General features: G+C 64.3%; 21 protein-coding genes. 13 read left to right on the top strand and 8 right to left on the bottom strand.

The genetic code is table 11. The features are described 5' to 3' along the window. Positions 1–125 precede the first annotated feature (125 nt). Complete coding sequence (locus EJ069_RS06575; protein WP_126060604.1) at positions 126–938, top strand: VOC family protein; 813 nt, start codon at positions 126–128, stop codon at positions 936–938. A 180-nt stretch (positions 939–1118) separates the two neighbouring features. Here the strand turns inward: EJ069_RS06575 and purB are convergent, their stop codons facing one another. Next, entirely contained in the window at positions 1119–2426 is a 1308-nt protein-coding gene (gene purB, locus EJ069_RS06580) for an adenylosuccinate lyase (RefSeq protein WP_126060605.1), read from the bottom strand. A 298-nt stretch (positions 2427–2724) separates the two neighbouring features. On the opposite strand from purB, the gene EJ069_RS06585 reads away from it, so the two are divergent. Beyond that, positions 2725–2982, top strand: coding sequence for a DUF2171 domain-containing protein (locus EJ069_RS06585; protein WP_040982323.1), 258 nt, complete (start codon positions 2725–2727; stop codon positions 2980–2982). A 15-nt stretch (positions 2983–2997) separates the two neighbouring features. On the opposite strand, the gene EJ069_RS06590 is transcribed toward EJ069_RS06585, so the two are convergent. Beyond that, on the bottom strand, positions 2998–4014 hold the full coding sequence (locus EJ069_RS06590; protein WP_126060606.1) for a P1 family peptidase: 1017 nt from the start codon (positions 4012–4014) through the stop codon (positions 2998–3000). Beyond that, the gene (locus tag EJ069_RS06595; protein ID WP_126060607.1) at positions 4014–5084 is read right to left on the bottom strand and encodes a branched-chain amino acid ABC transporter substrate-binding protein; all 1071 of its coding nucleotides are present in this window, start codon (positions 5082–5084) and stop codon (positions 4014–4016) included. The genes EJ069_RS06590 and EJ069_RS06595 overlap by 1 nt, the downstream gene beginning before the upstream one ends. Before the next feature lie 192 nt (positions 5085–5276). Here EJ069_RS06595 and EJ069_RS06600 point away from each other — a divergent pair, with 192 nt between their 5' ends. From EJ069_RS06600 to EJ069_RS06630, 7 genes are read left to right on the top strand one after another with little or no spacing between them, the layout of a single operon-like run. Continuing rightward, entirely contained in the window at positions 5277–5771 is a 495-nt protein-coding gene (locus EJ069_RS06600; protein WP_042644630.1) for a flavin reductase, read from the top strand. 29 nt (positions 5772–5800) lie between these two features. Continuing rightward, positions 5801–6724, top strand: coding sequence for a MoxR family ATPase (locus EJ069_RS06605; protein WP_126060608.1), 924 nt, complete (start codon positions 5801–5803; stop codon positions 6722–6724). A 5-nt stretch (positions 6725–6729) separates the two neighbouring features. Beyond that, on the top strand, positions 6730–7980 hold the full coding sequence (locus EJ069_RS06610) for a VWA domain-containing protein (RefSeq protein WP_126060609.1): 1251 nt from the start codon (positions 6730–6732) through the stop codon (positions 7978–7980). A gap of 57 nt (positions 7981–8037) precedes the next feature. Beyond that, positions 8038–8376, top strand: a complete 339-nt coding sequence (locus EJ069_RS06615; RefSeq protein ID WP_126060610.1) for an XdhC family protein — start codon at positions 8038–8040, stop codon at positions 8374–8376. 5 nt (positions 8377–8381) lie between these two features. Next, positions 8382–9086: an XdhC family protein gene (locus EJ069_RS06620; RefSeq protein ID WP_126060611.1), complete on the top strand. Its 705-nt coding sequence runs from the start codon at positions 8382–8384 to the stop codon at positions 9084–9086. Then, positions 9083–10699, top strand: a complete 1617-nt coding sequence (locus EJ069_RS06625) for a molybdopterin-binding/glycosyltransferase family 2 protein (protein WP_126060612.1) — start codon at positions 9083–9085, stop codon at positions 10697–10699. The genes EJ069_RS06620 and EJ069_RS06625 overlap by 4 nt, the downstream gene beginning before the upstream one ends. Positions 10700–10732: 33 nt before the next feature. Then, a complete protein-coding gene (locus EJ069_RS06630) occupies positions 10733–11614 on the top strand; it encodes an alpha/beta fold hydrolase (RefSeq protein WP_126064645.1) in 882 nt (293 codons plus the stop codon). Between the two features lie 16 nt (positions 11615–11630). Here the strand turns inward: EJ069_RS06630 and EJ069_RS06635 are convergent, their stop codons facing one another. Continuing rightward, positions 11631–12680 (bottom strand): DUF1176 domain-containing protein, encoded by a 1050-nt coding sequence (locus EJ069_RS06635; protein WP_126060613.1) that lies wholly within the window; start codon positions 12678–12680, stop codon positions 11631–11633. A 142-nt stretch (positions 12681–12822) separates the two neighbouring features. On the opposite strand from EJ069_RS06635, the gene EJ069_RS06640 reads away from it, so the two are divergent. Continuing rightward, complete coding sequence (locus EJ069_RS06640; protein WP_126060614.1) at positions 12823–13329, top strand: DUF1993 family protein; 507 nt, start codon at positions 12823–12825, stop codon at positions 13327–13329. 59 nt (positions 13330–13388) lie between these two features. Here EJ069_RS06640 and EJ069_RS06645 read toward each other — a convergent pair whose 3' ends face one another. Further along, the gene (locus EJ069_RS06645) at positions 13389–13553 is read right to left on the bottom strand and encodes a DUF1127 domain-containing protein (protein WP_095818565.1); all 165 of its coding nucleotides are present in this window, start codon (positions 13551–13553) and stop codon (positions 13389–13391) included. 382 nt (positions 13554–13935) lie between these two features. On the opposite strand from EJ069_RS06645, the gene EJ069_RS06650 reads away from it, so the two are divergent. The 3 genes from EJ069_RS06650 (at position 13936) to EJ069_RS06660 (ending at position 17171) form a co-directional block, all read left to right on the top strand. Beyond that, a complete protein-coding gene (locus EJ069_RS06650) occupies positions 13936–14394 on the top strand; it encodes a hypothetical protein (RefSeq protein WP_126064646.1) in 459 nt (152 codons plus the stop codon). 411 nt (positions 14395–14805) lie between these two features. Then, the gene (locus EJ069_RS06655; RefSeq protein ID WP_126060615.1) at positions 14806–15873 is read left to right on the top strand and encodes an aldo/keto reductase; all 1068 of its coding nucleotides are present in this window, start codon (positions 14806–14808) and stop codon (positions 15871–15873) included. A 32-nt stretch (positions 15874–15905) separates the two neighbouring features. Then, the gene (locus EJ069_RS06660; protein WP_126064647.1) at positions 15906–17171 is read left to right on the top strand and encodes a cysteine desulfurase-like protein; all 1266 of its coding nucleotides are present in this window, start codon (positions 15906–15908) and stop codon (positions 17169–17171) included. On the opposite strand, the gene EJ069_RS06665 is transcribed toward EJ069_RS06660, so the two are convergent. Genes EJ069_RS06665 through EJ069_RS06675 form a run of 3 tightly spaced genes read right to left on the bottom strand, consistent with a single transcriptional unit; the run spans position 17168 to position 19215 of the window. Continuing rightward, positions 17168–18196, bottom strand: a complete 1029-nt coding sequence (locus EJ069_RS06665) for a histone deacetylase family protein (RefSeq protein WP_126060616.1) — start codon at positions 18194–18196, stop codon at positions 17168–17170. The genes EJ069_RS06660 and EJ069_RS06665 overlap by 4 nt on opposite strands. 2 nt (positions 18197–18198) lie before the next feature. Next, a complete protein-coding gene (locus tag EJ069_RS06670) occupies positions 18199–18702 on the bottom strand; it encodes a GNAT family N-acetyltransferase (protein WP_126060617.1) in 504 nt (167 codons plus the stop codon). Between the two features lie 3 nt (positions 18703–18705). Next, positions 18706–19215 carry a DUF523 domain-containing protein gene (locus EJ069_RS06675; protein WP_126060618.1) on the bottom strand — a complete coding sequence of 170 codons (510 nt, stop codon included), beginning with the start codon at positions 19213–19215 and terminating at the stop codon, positions 18706–18708. Between the last annotated feature and the right edge of the window lie 22 nt (positions 19216–19237).

A 19237-nucleotide genomic window follows, 5' to 3' on the forward strand; every position in this document is an offset into this window, starting at 1 on the left:
TGAACAACTTGTTCGATTCTTGCTCTCTTGTGTGAACGATCGCAATCGACGATTTGGAGGGGGAACAAGAGCTGGCGGCCTGGAACTCCCGTTTGGGAATAGGTGTCGCCCGAACGGAGAGTTTGATGAGCGAACTGCCTTTTGCCGCGACCACCCCGGTCAGCGTGTCGCGTGTCGGGCTGAAGGCGCGCGATGCCGAGAGCCTTGCCGCCTATTATCGCGCGGTCGTCGGCCTGCAGGAACTGAGCCGCGCCGATGGCGCGATTACGCTTGGCGCCGCCAACCGGCCATTGCTGGTGCTTGAACAGGATGCTTCGGCGAAGCCCGACGATCCGCGCAGCGCCGGCCTTTTCCACACCGCGTTCCTGTTGCCGTCGCGAGCGGACCTTGGACGCTGGATCAGCCACGCCGCCGCCAACCGCATCGGCATAGAAGGCGCCTCGGACCATCTGGTCAGCGAGGCGCTCTATCTCACCGATCCGGAAGGCAACGGCATCGAGATCTATGCCGACCGCCGTCCGCAGGACTGGAAATGGAATGGCGACAAGGTTGCCATGGCGACCGAGCGGCTGAACCTGCCGGCGGTGGTGGGCAGCGTGCCGGCGGGCGATGCCGGCTGGCAGGGCGCGCCCGAAAACACCATTGTCGGCCATGTGCATCTGCGCGTCGGCCGGCCCGAGGATGCGGAAGCCTGGTGGCATGACCAGTTCGCCTTCGACACCGTCGCCAAATATGGCAGCCAGGCGGTGTTCCTGTCGTCCGGCCATTACCACCACCATATCGGCGCCAATGCTTGGCAAAGCGCTGGCGCGGGAAGGCGCGATCCGTCACGCTCAGGCTTGGCTTGGGTCGAGATGCGCTCGGACAATGTTAAGGATGAGACTTCGCGGGAAGACCCGTGGGGCACGGTGATCAGGACGGTCCCGGGCAAGGCTTGAGCCAGCGTCGGTGACAGCGTCTTTCTCCCCGTCACTATACGGGGAGAAATGCCCGGCAGGGCAATGAGGGGCAGCGCAAACCTCCGAGATTGCTAAGGTGGATGAAAACCGCCGACGCCGGCGCTGCCCCTCATCCGCCCTTCGGGCACCTTCTCCCCGTGAACGGGGAGAAGGAAGACCTCAAGCTTCCCCGAACACCCGCTTGAAGATCGTATCGACATGCTTGGTGTGGTAGCCGAGGTCGAATTTCTCGCGGATCTCGGCTTCGGAGAGGGCCGCCGTCACGTCCTTGTCGGCCAGCAACTCCTCCAGGAAATCGGCGCCCTGCTCCCAGACTTTCATGGCGTTGCGCTGCACCAGGCGATAGGCGTCCTCGCGTGACAGGCCGGCCTGCGTCAGCGCGAGCAGCACACGCTGCGAATGGACCAAGCCTCTGAACTTGTTGAGGTTCTTCTCCATATTCTCGGGATAGACGAGCAGCTTGTCGACGACGCCGGTCAGGCGCGCCAGCGCGAAATCCAGCGTCACCGTCGCGTCCGGCCCGATCATGCGCTCGACAGAGGAATGCGAAATGTCGCGCTCATGCCACAGCGCCACGTCTTCCATGGCGGGCAGGGCCATCGACCGCACCATGCGGGCGAGGCCGGTGAGGTTTTCGGTCAGCACCGGATTGCGCTTGTGCGGCATGGCCGACGAGCCCTTCTGGCCCGGCGAGAAATACTCTTCCGCTTCCAGCACTTCGGTGCGCTGCAGATGGCGGATCTCGACGGCGAGGCGTTCGACCGACGAGGCGATCACGCCCAGCGTGGCAAAGAACATGGCATGCCGGTCGCGCGGGATGACTTGCGTCGACACCGGCTCAGGCTTCAGGCCGAGCTTTGCCGCAACATGCTCTTCGACATAAGGCTCGATGTTAGCGAAGGTGCCGACCGCGCCGGAGATCGCGCAGGTGGCGATGTCCTCCCGCGCGTGCACCAGCCGGTCGCGGCAGCGCGAGAACTCGGCATAGGCTTGCGCCAGTTTGACGCCGAAAGTGGTCGGCTCGGCGTGGATGCCGTGGCTGCGGCCGATGGTGACGGTGTCCTTGTGCTCGAAGGCGCGGCGCTTCAGCGCGGCGAGCAGGGCGTCGATGTCGTCGAGCAGGATATCGCTGGCGCGGGTCAATTGCACCGCAAGGCAGGTGTCCAACACGTCCGACGAGGTCATGCCCTGGTGGATGAAGCGGGCATCCGGTCCGACGAATTCGGCGAGATGGGTGAGGAAAGCGATGACATCATGCTTGGTGACGCGCTCGATCTCGTCGATCTTGGCGACGTCGAACTTGGCTGCGCCGCCTTTTTCCCAGATGGTCCTTGCCGCTTCCTTCGGGATGACGCCCAGCTCCGCCAGCGCATCGCAGGCATGCGCCTCGATCTCGAACCAGATGCGGAAGCGGGTTTCGGGCGACCAGATGGCGACCATTTCCGGCCGGGAATAGCGAGGGATCATCTGTTTTCAGTCCTGCCTGGGAGAAGCGTCGGCCGCGTCCTAACAGAGGCGGGCCCAATGCTCAACGCTGCTGCCGCGCAAACCGGATGCTAACCCCGACAAGTGCCGCAAAGCCCAGCGGAAAATGGAGCGAACGCCAAGCGCGAGGAACTGGTGGAATGCCGTCAGCAGCGTGAAGGTGAATTCATGCCTATCACGCCATGGTGAACGAGACGCGCCGCGATGCATCCAATTCGGCGTTCATTTGTTATTGTCGGCCGTCTCGCATCCGAAAGGGCAAATCCAGCGGAGAACCAGCATGAGCACCGACATCAGCAAGATACGCGGACATATGGAAGTGATCGGCGCCGATGGCGTCCATATCGGCACCGTTGACAAGGTCGAGGGCGACCGGATCAAGCTGACCAAGGCCGACAGCGGCATGGGCTCGCACAAGGGCCATCATCATTACATTTCGCTCGCCCTGGTCGCGGAGATCGACGGCCAGAAGGTCTGGCTTTCCGCGAATTCCGATGTCGCCGTCACCTTCGAGGAAGAAAAGTCCGACCCGACCTGATCGGCGCCGGCCCAATCAGCGCGACGACCAGACGGGAAACAGATCGCCTTCGGCAGGCGTAGCGGCGTAGACGCCGCGGCTGATCGCGCGCGCCATGGTCGCGCCAGCCGCTGCGAACAGGTCGATCGCGGCATCGGCGCCGAGCTCGATGCCGCTCCTGCCCGTCGCCAGCGCAAACACCAGATCCCCGTCCGCCGGCGTATGGGTCGGCCAGATGGCGCGGGCGAAGCCGTCATGCGCCGAAATCGCCAGCCGCTTGGCCGCGGCCTTGGTCAGCACGGCGTCGGTGGCGATAACGGCGATGGTGGTGCTGCCGGCTTCCCCATGTCCGCCAACACGCCGGTCGCGGTATTTCAGCAGGATCTTCCTGGCGTCTTGCGGCAGTGGATCGGGATAGCCCAGGCCGCCGAACTCGTGGCCGATCTCGAAGGGCGCCGCCCAGAAATGGCGGCTGCGGCCGACGGTGACGGAGCCGGTCGGATTGACGGCGGCGAGCGCGCCGATGGTGACGCCGCTGTCGAGCACGGTCGAGGCGGAGCCCAGCCCGCCTTTCAACCCGTAGGTCAGCGCGCCCGCGCCGGCGCCCAATGTACCGATGGCGAAATCCATTGTTGCCGCCTGCACGGCGTCATAGCCGAGCTCGCGATAGGGCGGATAACGGCCCCATTTCTTGTCGCCGCCATTGCGCAGGTCGAACAGGATCGCGGCCGGCACGATCGGCACGCGGAAGCCGCCGACCTCAACGCCGATGTCTCTCTCGCGCAGCGCCGCCTGCACGCCGGAGGCGGCGTCGAGGCCGAAGGCGGAGCCGCCGGACAGCACGACGGCGTGGATGGTCGCGATCGAATTCTGCGGCTCGAGCAGGTCGGTCTCGCGCGTGCCCGGCGCGCCGCCCAGCACCTGGACGCCAGCCACGGCAGGTTCGTCGCAGAGCACCACCGTGACGCCGGATTTAAGCCTGGCGTCGGCGGCATTGCCGACGCGAAGACCAGCAACGTCGGTGATCAGATTGCGCGGTCCGGTGCGGAACATCACTTGCCCTCCAGCGGTACGAAATGCGTGCCGTCGAAGCGGAAGACGCGGAACGGGTTCTGGCTGAGGTCGCCCTTGTCGTCGAAGCGGATGGTGCCGATCGCGGTCGCGAAATCATGGCCGGTCAGCGCCTCGCCGAGCGGTTGGCCAGAGCTCTCCGCGCCAGCCAGCGCGATCTTGGCGATCTCGACTGCTGCATAGGACGGCAGCGTGTAGCCGTCCGGCACGATGTTTTTTGCGCCGAAGGCCTGCACGATCCTTGGGTCCGCGACCTCCGACCATTCCGGCGGCGCGATCATCAACGTGCCGGCGGCGTAGGGCACGTCGCCTGGCGGCGTGCGCAGGTTCTCGCCGCCGGCAAAGGTGATGCCCGCATCGAGCTGGGCGGCATCGCGGCCCATGATGGCGACATCGTCGCCGTCGCCGCCGGCAAATACTTTTGTCGCGCCGGCCTTCTTCAGCCGGCCGACCAACCCGATCTGGTTGTCGAGCTGCGGCCTGAAAGTGTCGGTGAAGACCGGTTTCAAGGCAGCCTGCTCGGCCGCAGCGCGAAAAGTCTCGGCCATCTCGCGGCCATAGATGGTGCCGTCATCGATTATGGCGAAGAGGTCGTCGCGCCACAGCCGGGTGAGCTCGGCGGCGACCGCGTTGCGCTCATCGTCGCCGCGCGGGCCGAGCCGGTAGACCGGCCAGCCGGTCTTGGCGCGCCGGTCGGTCAGGCTTTCGGTGCGCACGCCGACCGTGATCACCGGTATGTTGGCGTCCTTCAGGATCGGCAGCGCCGCCTCGATCGCCTCGGTGCAGAGAAAGCCCACCACGATATCGACTTTGGCGTCGACGAATTCCTTTGCCGCCGCGGCGCCGCCATCGGCGGTGCAGGCATCGTCTGCAGTCTTGATCGCAAGGCCGTTCGTCTCTGCCGCTAAGGCTGCCCCATCCTCAACTTGCTTGCCCAGGATCGCCGACGGACCGGAAAGCGGCGCCGCAACGCCGACCAGCGTCTCGGCCTCGGCGCTCGCGGCCAGCGACAGCCAGAACAGCACGGCTGATGTCGTCGTGAGAAGACGCATTCGGGCTAAGATATCCTCCATGCCGGGAATACAGTCCCGACACTATTTCAGGAAATGCCTAAAGGCTGGCTAAGCGGCGCGCAACACGCGAATTTGCGGATTGCGGTCAAGCACTTCGCCCGTGATAGATAACTTGTGGCGTGCAATATGCCGCCATATATAACGGGCTTGTTCCGACAGGTGGATTATCGCGTGCTGAAGATCAATGACATCGGGCCGCAGCACTATCGCGATGCGATGGCGCATTTTGCCGGCCATGTGCATGTGGTGACCACGGACGGGCCCGGCGGCAAACGCGGCGCGACGGTGATCGCCGCCTGTTCGGTTTCGGACACGCCGCCGACGGTTCTGGTCTGCCTCAACCGCGAGAACGCCAAGAACGAGGCTTTCATCAAGAACGGCAGGTTCGCGCTCAACACGCTTGCCTCGGATCAGGAAGCCGTCTCGGTAGGCTTTTCCGGTGTCACCGGGTTGCCGGCGGACGAACGCTTTGCGCTGGCCGAGTGGGATGTGATCTCGACCGGCGCGCCGACGCTGAAAGGGGCCCTTGCCGTGTTCGACTGCGAGATCATCGACGCCAAGGATCTTGCCACCCACCGTGTGCTTTTTGGCAAGGTGACAGGCCTGCGCATCGGCGATAATTTGCGGCCGCTGATCTACTATAACCGCGACTATCACGTCCTTTGAAACGTGCAAGCGGGACCCACGGAGACAAGATGACCGCGCCGCGCCCCGCGCCGAAATCGATCGACGAAACGCTCGATCTTTTGACCGCTGCGGACTATGTCGCGGACCGCTCGCTGGCGACCGTGCTGTTTCTTTCACTGCGCATGAAGCGGCCCTTGTTCCTCGAAGGCGAGGCGGGCGTTGGCAAGACCGAGATCGCCAAGGTACTGGCCGACGCCCTCGGCCGCCGGCTGATCCGGTTGCAATGCTATGAGGGGCTCGACGTCTCCTCGGCCGTCTATGAGTGGAATTATGCCGCGCAGATGATCGAGATCCGCATGGAGGAGGCGGCCGGCAAGGTCGTGCGCTCCGACATGGAGCGTAACGTATTCTCCGAAAAATACCTGATCCGCCGCCCGGTGCTCGACGCGCTGACCGGCAAGGCCGGCGCGGCGCCGGTGTTCCTGATCGACGAGCTCGACCGCACCGACGAAGCGTTCGAAGCGTTCCTGCTGGAAATCCTGTCGGACTTCCAGGTTACGGTTCCCGAGCTTGGCACAATCAAGGCGGAAGAGCCGCCGATCGTCATCATAACCACCAACCGCACGCGCGAGATCCACGACGCGCTGAAGCGGCGCTGCCTTTATCACTGGGTCGATTATCCGAATGCGGAACGCGAGCTGGAGATCGTGCGCCGCAAGGTGCCGCAGGCGAACCGCCGGCTGTCGGCGGAGGTCGTGTCCTTTGTCCAGAAGCTGCGCCAGGTCGAGCTGTTCAAGGCGCCAGGCGTTGCCGAAACCATCGACTGGGCCGGCGCGCTCACCGAGCTCGACAAGGTGGCGCTCGACCCGGAGACCGTGTCCGACACGATCGGCGTGCTTTTGAAATACCAGGACGATATTGCCCGCATCGGTGAGGGCGAGGGCCGGCGCATCCTCAATGAGGTGAAGGCCGAGCTTTCGGCGGCGGAGTAGGGGCGATGCCGTCGCCGCGTCCGGAACCCAAAGAGGCGCGCGCCGATGGGCGCATCGCCGATAATATCGTCTATTTCGCTCGCGCCTTGCGCAAGGCCGGCATGCGCGTCGGGCCGGCCTCGGTGAAGGACGCCATCGAGGCGGTGCTTGCCGCCGGCATCGGCTCGCGCGACGATTTCTACTGGACGCTGCATGCGGTGCTGGTCTCGCGGCACGAGGATCATCCGGTCTTCGACGAGGCTTTCCGCCTGTTCTGGAAATCGCGCGAGCTGATCGAGAAGCTGCTGGCGATGTTTTCGCCGGTCGCCCTGGACACAAGCGAAAAGCAAAAGCCTCGGGCGGCCGAGAACCGCGTCAGCCAGGCGATGTTCGAAGGCCACCAGAAGAGCCGGCCGGCCCGGGAAGTGCCGGAGATCGAGGTCGATGCGCGGATGACTTTTTCCGGCAATGAGGTGCTGCGCGGCAAGGATTTCGCCCAGATGGACGCCCGCGAAATGGCCGAGGCCAAAAAGGCGATCATGGCCTTGCAACTTCCCTTCGACCTCGTCCGCACGCGGCGCTTCAGGGCTGACGCGCAGGGGCGCCGCATCGATCCGCGCGCCATGATGCGCTCGGCGGCGCGAACCGGCGGCGCGCTTATCCTGCCGAAATTCCGATCGGCGCGCGAAGTGCATCCGCCGCTGGTGGTGCTTGCCGATATTTCCGGCTCGATGAGCCAGTACACCCGCATCTTCCTGCATTTCCTGCATGCCCTGACGGAGAAGCGCCGGCGCGTGCACGCCTTCGTCTTCGGCACGCGGCTGACCAATTTGACCCGGCAGATGCGCCATCGCGATCCGGACGAGGCGCTTGCCGAATGCTCGGCGGCTGTGAAGGACTGGTCGGGCGGCACCCGCATCGGCGATACGCTCGCCGAATTCAACCAGCTGTGGTCACGGCGCGTGCTGGGGCAGGGCGCCGTGGTTCTTCTCATCACCGACGGGCTGGAGCGCGACGACGTCACCGGCCTGTCGCAGGAGATGGAGCGGCTGCACAAGTCCTGCCGGCGGCTGATCTGGCTCAACCCGCTGTTGCGCTTCGACGGCTTCGAGGCGCGTGCCCGCGGCGTCAAAGCGATGCTGCCGCATGTCGACGAGTTCCGCGCAGTGCATAATCTCGATGCGCTGACCGATCTTTGCACCTCGCTCGACCGGCGGCCGGCGGCCTCGGTCGATCCGCGCCGCTGGCTGCGAACTGGCGGGAGGCGGGCCGCATAGCCATATGCTCTGTCAGGGAATGTCCCGGCGGGAAAACAGACTTTGTGAGAAGCGACGATGGATGAGAGCATTTATCTCGATGAGGCCCGTGATCCGCTGATCATCGCGGAGAGCTGGATGAAGGACGGCAAGGATGTCGCCATCGCGACCGTGGTCGAGACCTGGGGTTCGGCGCCGCGTCCGGTCGGCAGCCATCTGGTCATCGACGCTGAAGGGAATTTCCATGGCTCTGTCTCCGGCGGCTGTGTCGAGGGCGCCGTGGTGACCGAGGCGATCGACGTCATCGGCTCGGGCAAGGCCAGAATGCTGGAGTTCGGCGTCGCCGACGAAACGGCCTGGCAGGTGGGCCTTTCCTGCGGCGGCCGCATCAAGGTCTATGTCGAAAGGCTGGGCTGACCGCCGTGGATCCATACATTCTGAAGACCCTCAACGAAGAACGCCGCGCCCGCCGCGCCGCGGTGCTGGTCACCGACCTTGGCGACGGCCGCGACCGCATTGTGCGCGAGGGCGATCCTGTCGCGGGCGATCTCGGGGCGGCGATCGCCAATGCGTTCCGCACCGGCAATTCGCGGTCGGTGGAGGCGGAAGGGCGGACCTTCTTTCTCAACGCTCATCTGCCGCGCCCGCGCCTCGTGGTGATCGGCGCGGTGCATATCAGCCAGGCGCTGGCGCCGATGGCCAGGATCGCCGGCTATCCCGTCGAGATCATCGACCCGCGCACCGCCTTTGCGACTCCGGAGCGCTTTCCCGACGTCGCGCTGCATGCCGAATGGCCGGAGGATGTGTTGAAGCGCGCGCCGCTCGACAGCTACACGGCGCTCGCCGCAGTCACCCATGATCCGAAGATCGACGATTTTGCGCTGAAGGCGGCGCTCGACGCCCGCTGCTTCTATGTCGGGGCGCTTGGCAGCCGCAAGACCCACGCCAAGCGCGTCGAGCGCTTGCTCGCGCTCGGCGCCGGCGCCGACCAGATCGCCCGCATCCACGCGCCGATCGGCCTCGACATCGGGGCGGCCAGCCCGGCCGAGATCGCTGTCGCGGTGCTCGCACAGACCATCCACGCCTTCCGCTCGCGCGGTCTGGAAGCAAAAGGCGCCGTGGCGTGAAATTCGGGCCGGTTCCGATCGACGAGGCGGAAGGGGCGGTGCTGGCGCATGCGACGGCCGCGGGCGAAAAGCGGTTCCGCAAGGCGCACCGGCTGAGCCGCGAGGATGTCGCTGCACTGAAGGCAGCGGGTGTAGTCGAAGTCGTCGCGGCGGTGCTTGCCGAGGACGATCTCGGTGAGGATGCCGCCGCCACGAAAATCGCGGCCGGCATGAGCCACCGCAACATCGAGGTCAAGCCGGCCGCCACCGGGCGGGTGAACCTGCATGCAGGGGCCTCGGGCGTGTTTACCGTCAATGCCGGGATGATCGACGCCATCAATGCCGTCGATCCGGCCATCACCGTCGCTACGCTGGCGCAGCATGCGCCGGTCGAGAAGGGCCAGATGGTCGCGACCGTGAAGATCATCCCCTTTGCCGTCGCCGCAAACCTGGTGGACAGCGTGGTGAGGATTTGCGTCGGCCGCGAGATCTTTGCCGTCAACGCCTATCGTCCCATCACAGTCGGCATCATCCAGACGGTGCTTCCCGGCGTGAAGCCGAGCGTGCTTGACAAGACGCTGCGCGTCACCGAGGCGCGGCTGGCGCGTTCCGGCGGCCGGCTGACGGCCGAGCGGCGCACGCCGCATGAGATTGCCCCTGTCGCCGCGGCCGCAACCCAGCTGGCGCGCGACAATGACATGGTGGTGATCTTCGGCGCCTCGGCGATGAGCGATTTCGCCGATGTCGTGCCGGCTGCGATCGAACGTGCCGGCGGCACCGTCATCCGCGCCGGCATGCCGGTCGATCCCGGCAATCTGCTGGTGCTCGGAACACTCGACGGCAAGCGCGTCGTCGGCGCGCCCGGATGCGCGCGCAGCCCGAAGGAGAACGGCTTCGACTGGGTGCTCGATCGCCTGATTGCCGGGCTCGATGTGACGGCCGGCGACATTGCCGGCATGGGCGTCGGCGGGCTTTTGATGGAAATTCCGACCAGGCCGCAGCCGCGCGAGCCGGCGCCGCACCCCGCCAGGTCGGCGCTGAAGGTCGATATCGTGCTTCTGGCCGCCGGCCGCTCGAGCCGCATGGGCGGGCCGAACAAGCTTCTGGCGCTGTTCGACGGCGAGCCGCTGGTGCGCCGTACCGCTTCCCGCGCGCTGGGCTCAAAGGCCGCGAGCACCATCGTCGTCACCGGCCATCAGCGCGAGCGGGTGCGTTCAGCGCTTGGAGGCCTTGAGGTGAAACTCGCCGACAATCCCGATTTCGCCGATGGCCTGGCCTCGTCCTTGAAGGCGGGCATTGCGAAGGTCGCGCCCGACGCGGTTGGCGCGATGATCGTTCTCGGCGACATGCCCGGCGTTTCGTCGAAGGACCTCGACAGCCTGATCGATGCGTTCCGCCGCTCCGGCGGTCACGCCGTGGTGCGCGCCTCGCATCAGGGCAAGCGCGGAAATCCGGTGCTTTTGCCGCGATCGCTTTTCGCGGCGGTTGCGCAGCTCGAGGGTGATACCGGCGCGCGACACCTGGTCGAAGCCGAAGGCCTCGACGTCATCGATGTCGAGATCGGGCAGGGCGCATCGATCGATGTCGACACGCGCGAGGCGCTGGAAGGGGCGGGCGGCGTCCTGCAGGATTGACAAACCGAAGCCGAATTTCGCATGCCTCTCGGCATGTTTTTCCGCTTCCTCCTCGCCCTGCTCGTTGCAACCGGTTTTGCCGTCCAGGCTGCCCACAGCCAGACGCTTTCGCTAAAACCGTTCAAGGACGACCTCTTCGCTTATCCAGCGGCGCTGTCCACCGGCGATAATGGCGCCTATACGGTGCTCGACTATCATGAGATGCGCGACATCAACCAGCGCGACGAGGTGCCCGAAAAGCGGGTGCGCGCTCAATATACCGACCCCGGCGTGCGCAAGGTGCAGCAGGACCTGATGCTGAAGACCGACGCCGGCGATGTCAGGCATGTCGCGGTCGGCAGGACGGAAGGCGCTTCCATCATCGTGCTCTACCTGCATGGACAGGGCGGCAGCCGCAAACAAGGCGTCGACGATTTTACTTTCGGCGGCAACTTCAACCGCATCAAGAATCTGATGGCCCAGAATGGCGGGCTCTACCTCTCGCCCGACTTCCCCGATTTCGGCGACAAGGGCGCGGCGCAGGTCGCTGCACTCATCGATCACTACGCCCAACAATCGCCCGGCGCGAAAATCTTCGTCGCCTGCGGCTCGATGGGCGGCATGATCTGCTGGAAGCTCGCCGCGCGGAAAGATACCGGCGGCCGGATCAATGGGCTGCTGCTGCTCGGCTCGCTCTGGGACGACAGCTTTTTGACCAGCCCCGCCTTCAAGCGCCGCGTGCCGGTGTTCTTCGGGCAGGGCAGCCATGACGTGGTCTTCCCGGTAGAAAAGCAGGAAGCCTTCTTCCGCTCGATCCTGGCCAAAAAATCCTATCCGACACGCTTCGTGCGGTTCGAGACCGGCACGCATGGCACGCCGATCCGCATGGTGGACTGGCGCGGCACGCTGAACTGGATGCTGACGAAGACGCCTTGATAGGCGCGTCCCGTGTTCAAGGCGCAGTGTTGTAATCGATGATCGTCTGCGGATTGATCTCGCCGTCATAGGAAGCATCGACGTCGTACTGGACAAGCGAGAAGTCACCGTTGCGGAACAGATAGGTCCCCGAAGACGAGGCATCCCCGACGCCACGCCATTTGTCGGATGTGGTGATGGTTTTCGTGTTCTCGTCATAGTCCGAGTTGGTTGCCCAGCCGCTGGTCTTGAAACCGATGATGTGGATCGATTCGACCTTGCCTTCGCTGTTGTTGTTCTCATAGCGGATGTCGAGATCCGGCTCGGTGAACTGCAGCTGGGTCACGCCGTTGAGGTCATCGGCGAGGTAGTAGACTGCGGTTTCGTTGTAGGCGGCCATCGAGCAGAAGAAGCGGAACAGCCGCGTCTCGCGCTCCGGGTCGGCGGCTTGAGCGTCCTTGTCCTTGTAGTGGATCGAATGGGCCTCGGGCTCACCGATCGGCTTGCCTTCGGGATCCTGTTTGTCGCACTGCCCGACATAAGTGGCGAGAAACGCCTTCTTGGCCTGCTCCAGCGCTTCGTCCTTCTTGGGCGGCGGCGGGCCGTCGCCGCAGCTCGCCGGCACGGCGCTGTCGAAATCCTCGGTCGACTGCTTCAACGTGCCCTTGTCGATGAAGATCGGCTGGAAGGGCGGCTCCTGGATCTGCGCATTGACCTGGCGGACGGTGTAGCAGCCGGCGAAGACCTTGGCCTCGCCCTTCTTGTCGGTGGCCTGGATGGCGACCGGGACGCTGTAATAGATGCTGCCGGCGGCGCCTTCGTCCGATACAGCGCCGGTCTTGACGTCGACGGTATCGGTGCCGTCATAGCCTTTCACGAAAGCGTTGAAATCCTTGGCTGGCTTCGTATCGCCGAAATAACCCCAGGCGCGGGCGAATTCGTGGCGATTGATGGCGCTGTAAAGCGAGCGGATGACGGCGTCGGCGCTGGACCTGTCGTCGATATAGGGCGCATCGGCCGCAAACGCGGACTGGCCGATACTGGACAGGGAAAAGAAGGCAGCCGCAGCGACAAAGACATGTCTCATCGGGAATCTCCGCTCGATAACAGAAATACTACCATGGCGATTGCGGCGGAGCGGTGACGTGGAGGCATGAACGCTTGAAGAATCGTAGCCGGAGGCGTTAGGTCACGGGCCGCGGCGCTGGGGCCGCCTTGGGAGATTGCTCGTGACTGTGTCCATGTACGATATTTCCGTGGGCGTCTTTTCCGCCCGGCTGAAGGCGCTGGCCAGCGTGCTGACGGCGGCGGAGCAGAATGCCGGCGAGCGCAAGATCGATCCGCAGGTGTTCCTCACCGCGCGGCTGGCGCCTGACATGTACGCGCTGGCCAGGCAGGTCCAGATCTCCACCGACCATGCCAAGGGCGCGCCGTCGCGGCTCGCCGGCCGCGAGGTGCCGAAATATGAGGACAATGAAGCGAGCTTTGCCGAGCTGCAGGCCCGAATTGCCAAGACGCTCGATCATCTGGCGACGTTCTCGGCGGCCGATCTGGAAGGTTCGGAGGACCGGACGATCGAATTAAGGCTTGGCGGGCGCGAAACCACGCTGCCCGGCCTGCAGTACCTGCTGTATTTCGCGATGCCGAATTTCTATTTCCATGTCACGACGGCCTACGACATCCTGCGCCACAATGGCGTGCCGCTCGGGAAGCAGACCTTCCTCGGAAATCGCTGACTCTTGAACAGGTTGAAGGTTTCCCGGCAACCCGGGAAACCCGTTTGGTTCAGCGTTGTTCAGCGGGCCGACATTTCGCGCGCGATGCGCGGAAAATCCGCCGGCTTGATGCCGATATCGGCACGGTCGGCATTGCTCATCGCGTTCAGAAGCGCGAGTGCCGCGCGGTAGCGCTGGTGCTCCTGCGGCCGTGGCCGAGCGAACATTTCAGTGAAGAACCCCATGACAGTTGCCCCTGTTGGCCCTCCCAACAACAAAATATAATCGATTTGCTAAAATTGTGCAGTGCAGCAATTGCATGGCTGCCATGCCGCATCAGATTTCCGGCCACAATCGATTTTTTGTGAAACTTTTCGGCGGGCTCGACCGTAGGGGCTATGCCGGCCCATGGCTGGCTTTTTCCTCGCCACTCCTGGCGACCTTGCCGGACTGCACGAAAATGCGGTCCGGCTTTTTGCTTGATGGCTCCAGGGCGGCAAATGCCTGCAATTGTTAACGTCGCCAGAAGTCATTTTTAACGTGGGCGCCCTATTTTCAGCGGCATCAACGCACGCCGTCACGAGGGAGGCTGAGATCGGCACCGGGAACAAGCTCGATTTCGCTTCGTTGCTCGACGACCTGATCGTCGCCTCGGAGAAAGGCGAAGAGGAGGGCGCCCGGCCGTCTATTCCGTTCGACTATCTGTCCGTTGCCGATGAGCTTCATTCCGGGCGCATCAAGGTCGCGAGCGAAAGTGTCGCCGCCGAATACCGCGAGTCCGCCGCCGACCTTGCCGCGGAGTTCGCCGCGCTTCTCGACCAGGCAAAGCTGTCGCTCGCGGGTGAAGAGCAGCGGCCCGAGGAGCAGCTGCCGTCGATCGATCCCGAAGCTATTGCCGGCGAGCTCGGCCTCGACCAGCCAGCGAAGAATGCCGATTTCGGCCGCATCCGGCGCAATTTTGCTTTCGCCAACCATCCGGATCGGGTCGCGCCGCATCTGCGCCAGCGCGCCATGATCCGCATGCAGGTGGCCAACATGCTGATCGACGAGGCCAAGCGGCGGGCTTTGGCCGGGGTCAGGCGGTAGTTCCTCCCACCCATGGATTTTGATAGGTTGCAGGCTGTCGGGGCGAAGGTTTTGCCGTTCGTTTCTCTAATCGGCGCATGCGCCGGGGGTTGGTCGAAGCCTTCCAACCTCGTCATCCCTGGGCGGAGCAGCCGCGAAGCTCCGTCGCGAAGACCCTGGGATCCATGCCGTTACCTTGATCGTTGGGTGCAACGGAGCAAAAATTCTGCACCGTTGCGGCGCCTTGAAGTCACGGCATGGATCCTCGGGTCTGCGCTGCGTCGCTACGCTCCTCGCTCCGCCCGTGGATGACGAACTGACTGGCGCTTCGGCCAATCTCCAAACTGTGCGCTTTGCCAAACGCAAGCGTCTTGCTCTATGTTGGATTTCCTCCCCGCGCTGTCCGCGCAAAACTCCCGCCGGAGAAATCCCATGCACAAACGCCGCCTCGGTCGGACCGACCTCCTTGTCTCGCAAATCTGCCTCGGCTCGATGACCTGGGGGCAGCAGAACACCGAAGCGGAGGGCCACGCGCAGATGGACCTGGCGTTCTCGCGCGGGGTGAATTTCATCGACACGGCCGAGCTTTACCCGATCCCGCCCAAGGCCGAGACGCAAGGGCGGACCGAGAAGACCATCGGCAGCTGGATGAAGGCCAATCGCAACCGCGACAAGGTCATCCTTGCCTCGAAAGTGGTCGGCCGCACGGCCAACACGTGGTTCCGCGGCGATCGTCCCTCGAAGCTGGTGCGCGCCGACATCTTCGACGCGGTCGAGAAGTCGCTGGCCAAGCTCGGCACCGACTATATCGATCTCTATCAGATCCACTGGCCGGACCGGGACATTCCGTGGGGCTCGAATCCGACGCGCGTGGGAGCGGTGGCGCGGCGCCCGGATGCGGCAGGCACTCCGGGAGACGAGACGCCTGTTGCCGAAACGCTCGCCGTCTTCGACGAACTGGTGAAGGCCGGAAAGATCCGCCACCTCGGTCTCTCGAACGAAAGCTCCTGGGGTGTCATGCGCTTCGTCTTCGAAGCCGAAAAGGGCGTGGGTCCGCGCGTCGCCTCGCTGCAGAACGCCTACAACCTCGTCAACCGCACCTTCGAGGTGAACCTTGCCGAGGTCTGCGAGCGCGAGCAGATCGCGTTCCTTCCCTATTCTCCGCTGGCGCAGGGCTACCTGACCGGCAAATACGACCATGGCGCGCGGCCGCAGGGCTCGCGCTCGCAGCTCTTCAACCGCGGCCAGCGCTACGAGACGCCGAATGCGGCGGAAGTGCTGCTTCAATACAATGAGCTGGCGCGCTCCTTCGGCATGGAGCCGGCGCTTTTCGCCAATGCCTATGTGGCGAGCCGGCCCTTCGTGACGGCGAACATCGTCGGCGCGACTACCATCGCGCAGCTCGAGACGGCGCTGTCCTCGGTCGATGTGACCTGGACGGAAGAGATGCAGAAAGCGGTCGACGCCATCCACCAGCGCGTCGGCAATCCGTGTCCGTGACGGGCAATCGTTGAGAGGATAAGGGGGAGATGATGGCGGATTTTCCGATCGAGGCCGTGCGCGGCAGGTTTCCGGCGCTTTCGCTGACCGATAAATGGCGCCGGCGCATCTATCTCGACAACCCGGCCGGCACGCAGGTGCCACTGACGGTAGCGGACGCGGTGTCGCGCTGCCTGCTCTCGACCAACGCCAATCTGGGCGGCTTCTTCGAAACGACGGTCGCTGCGCAGCAGGTGGTCGACGGGGCACATGCCGCGATGGCCGATTTCCTCAACGCATCGAACGTCGAGGAGATCGTCATCGGCGCCAACATGACGACGCTCACCTACCACATGTCGCGCACGCTTGGCCGAACAATGAAGCCGGGCGACGAGATCATCGTCACGCGCATGGACCATGAAGGCAATGTCTCGCCCTGGCTGCAGCTTGCCGAGGATCTCGGCCTGGTCGTGCGCTTCTTGCCGTTCGACGAGCGGAGCTGGCAGGTGGAGGAGACGGCGCTGAAGGCGCTGCTTTCGGACAAGACGCGGCTCGTCGCGCTGAATTATGCATCGAACCTCACCGGATCGATCAACCGGGTGAAAGCGCTGACGGCGATCGCCAGGCAGGCCGGCGCGCTGGTCTATGTCGACGCCGTGCAGTTCGCGCCGCATGGGCTCATCGACGTGCAGGCGCTCGGTTGTGATTTCCTGATCTGCTCGGCCTACAAATTCTTCGGGCCGCATATGGGCATATTGTGGGGACGGCGTGACGTCATCGATGGCCTCAAGCCTTACAAATGCCGCTGTTCGTCGTACGGGCTGCCGGAGCGGTTCGAACTCGGCACGCCGCAGATCGAGCTGATGGCCGGGCTGACGGCGGCAATCGACTATTTCGCCGATCTCGGCGCCGCCGCCGGCGAGGGCGGATCGCGGCGGCAGCGGATCGCCAAGGCTTTCGACGTTTCGATCGCTTACGAGAATGCCCTGGCCCGGCGACTGATCGAGGGTCTCTCCGATATCGAGGGCCTGATCATCCGCGGCATCACCGATCCGGAGCGCCTCGCCGAGCGGGTGCCGACCGTTTCCTTCACGGTCGAGGGCATCGCGCCGGAAACAATCGTGCGGCAGATGAACGCCGAGAATATCTTCCTGTGGTCGGGCCATAATTACGCGTGGGAGATCGTCCACCAGCTCGGCATTCCAGCCGAGCAGGGCGTCGTGCGAATCGGCATTGCTCATTACAACACGGCGGGCGAGATCGAGGAGACGCTGGAAAGCGTGCACCGCGTGATCGCGATGCTGCGGCAGCAGCGCTAGTCTTTCTTGCCACCGAAGCCGGTCAGGAAAGCGGTGAGGTTGTCGCCCAGCGCATCGCAGAGATAGCCGCCTTCCTGGACGATGACCGTGGGCAGGCCGAGCCCGGCAATCGCTTCGCCGATGCGCGAGAAGCCTGGCGTCGTCACCGATAGGCCGCCGAACGGATCGCCTTCGAAGGCATCGAGGCCGAGCGCCACGACCAGTGCTTCCGGCGCGAAGGCGCGGATGCGCTGGAAGGCCGTCGCCAGCGCTTCGAGAAAAGCCGCGTCGTCGGATTTGCGCGGCAGCGGCAGGTTGAGATTGTAGCCGAGCCCGGGGCCTTCGCCGCGCTCGTCGGCATGTCCCCAGAAGAAGGGATAGAAGCGCACCGGATCGGCATGCAGCGAGACGGTCAGCACGTCGGGCCGGGCGTAGAAGATGTCTTGCGTGCCGTTGCCGTGGTGCAGGTCGACATCAAGGATGGCGACGCGGGCGGAACTCTTGCGCAGAACCTGCGCGGCCACGGCCGAATTGTTGATGAAGCAGAAGCCGCCGGCGACATCGGCGAAAGCGTGATGTCCAGGCGGACGGCAGAGCGCATAGGCCGACGGCGCGCCGGCCATCACCGCTTCAGCGGCCTCCACCGCGCTCCAGGCGCTCCACAACGCGCTGTTCCAGGTCTCGGCCGAGATCGGGCAGGCGGTGTCGGCCATATGATAGCCGGCCTGGCCGACCGCCGAGTCCGGATAGGAGCCGTTGCGAGCGATCGGATGGATATTCGGAATGACTTCCGCCGAAGCGCCTTCGATGCGCTGCCAGCGCATGAAGATGTGCTCGAGGAAGTCGAGATATTCAGGCGTATGCACCGCCGCGATTGGGCCAAGTCCATGATTTTTCGGGCGTTCGACCGTCAAACCGGCCGATCTTGCACCGGCTAACAATCTCTCGACCCGCTCCGGCTTTTCCGGATTGGGCTGCGGCGCGCCGCTCGAAAGGAAAGCCTTGGGATCGTGGCGCTTCTGCTCTTCGGCATAGAAGGCTTTCATCGTCATTCCTCCGGAGCGTCGGCAAAGGCGAAAAAGGCATCGCCGACGATCTTCTGCACCTGTTCGTAGCTCGACCAGCCGATGCCCAACTTCTCATAGAAGGTCTTGGCGGTCTCGTTGTCGGTATCGACGGAGAGCCTCAGATAGACGCCGCCCGCCGCGCGGCACTCTTTCGCGACGCGCCGCAGCAGTTTTTCGCCGATGCGGCGACCGCGAAAACGATCCTCGACATAAAGATCCTGCACATAGACGCCCGGACGGCCCATCCAGGTCGAGAAGATCGGGAAATGCAGGCAGAGCCCGGCGAACTCGCCACCGATCTCGGCAATCAGGGTCGAGAAGGCGGGCTTTTCGCCGAAGCCGTAAGTGCGGAGGTCGTCGGCGGTGGATTTGATCTCCTGGTGGGCGCCGGTATGGGTGCCGAGACGCAGCAGCGCGGCGTAGATTGTTTCGACGTCGTCGATGGTGCCGGGGCGGAGTAGAATGTCGGTGGCCTGCTCCCGCATCGGTCAGCCCGCATGTCCGGCGGCGCTGGAGCCGGTCAACAGGTCGTCAAGCTCGCCGATCCTGTCTTCGGAAAAGACACGGATGCCGTTTTCCTCGAGCAGCGCGGTGGTCGTGCCTTGGCCAGCCACGCGGGCCCCTGAAAAGCTCCCGTCATAGATAAAACTGCTGCCGCATGATGGGCTGCCGTCCGTCAATACGGCATAGCGGCATCCGGTTTCCCGCGCGAGGTCGAGCGCCAGTTGCCCGGCTTCGCGGTAAAGGAGCGTGACATCGCTGCCGGTTTGCTCGATCACCCTGCCATGGCCCTGCAGGACCGCATGGCCGTCGCCCGCGCCCTGGATTTCCGCCGGCGGACGCGGCGTCGAAAAACCTGCCGCCACCTCTGGGCAAATCTGCACGATCCGGCCTTCCGACTGCCACCGCGCCAGTACGGGATGGTGATCGAGCCGAAACGAGCCGTTGTAGCGCACCTTGCTTCCGAGCAGGCAGGCCGAGACAAGCACTCTATCCATATCGGCTCCTCCCTTGGCGAGG

It is taken from the genome of Mesorhizobium sp. M2A.F.Ca.ET.043.05.1.1 (assembly GCF_003952445.1).
GTDB lineage: Bacteria > Pseudomonadota > Alphaproteobacteria > Rhizobiales > Rhizobiaceae > Mesorhizobium.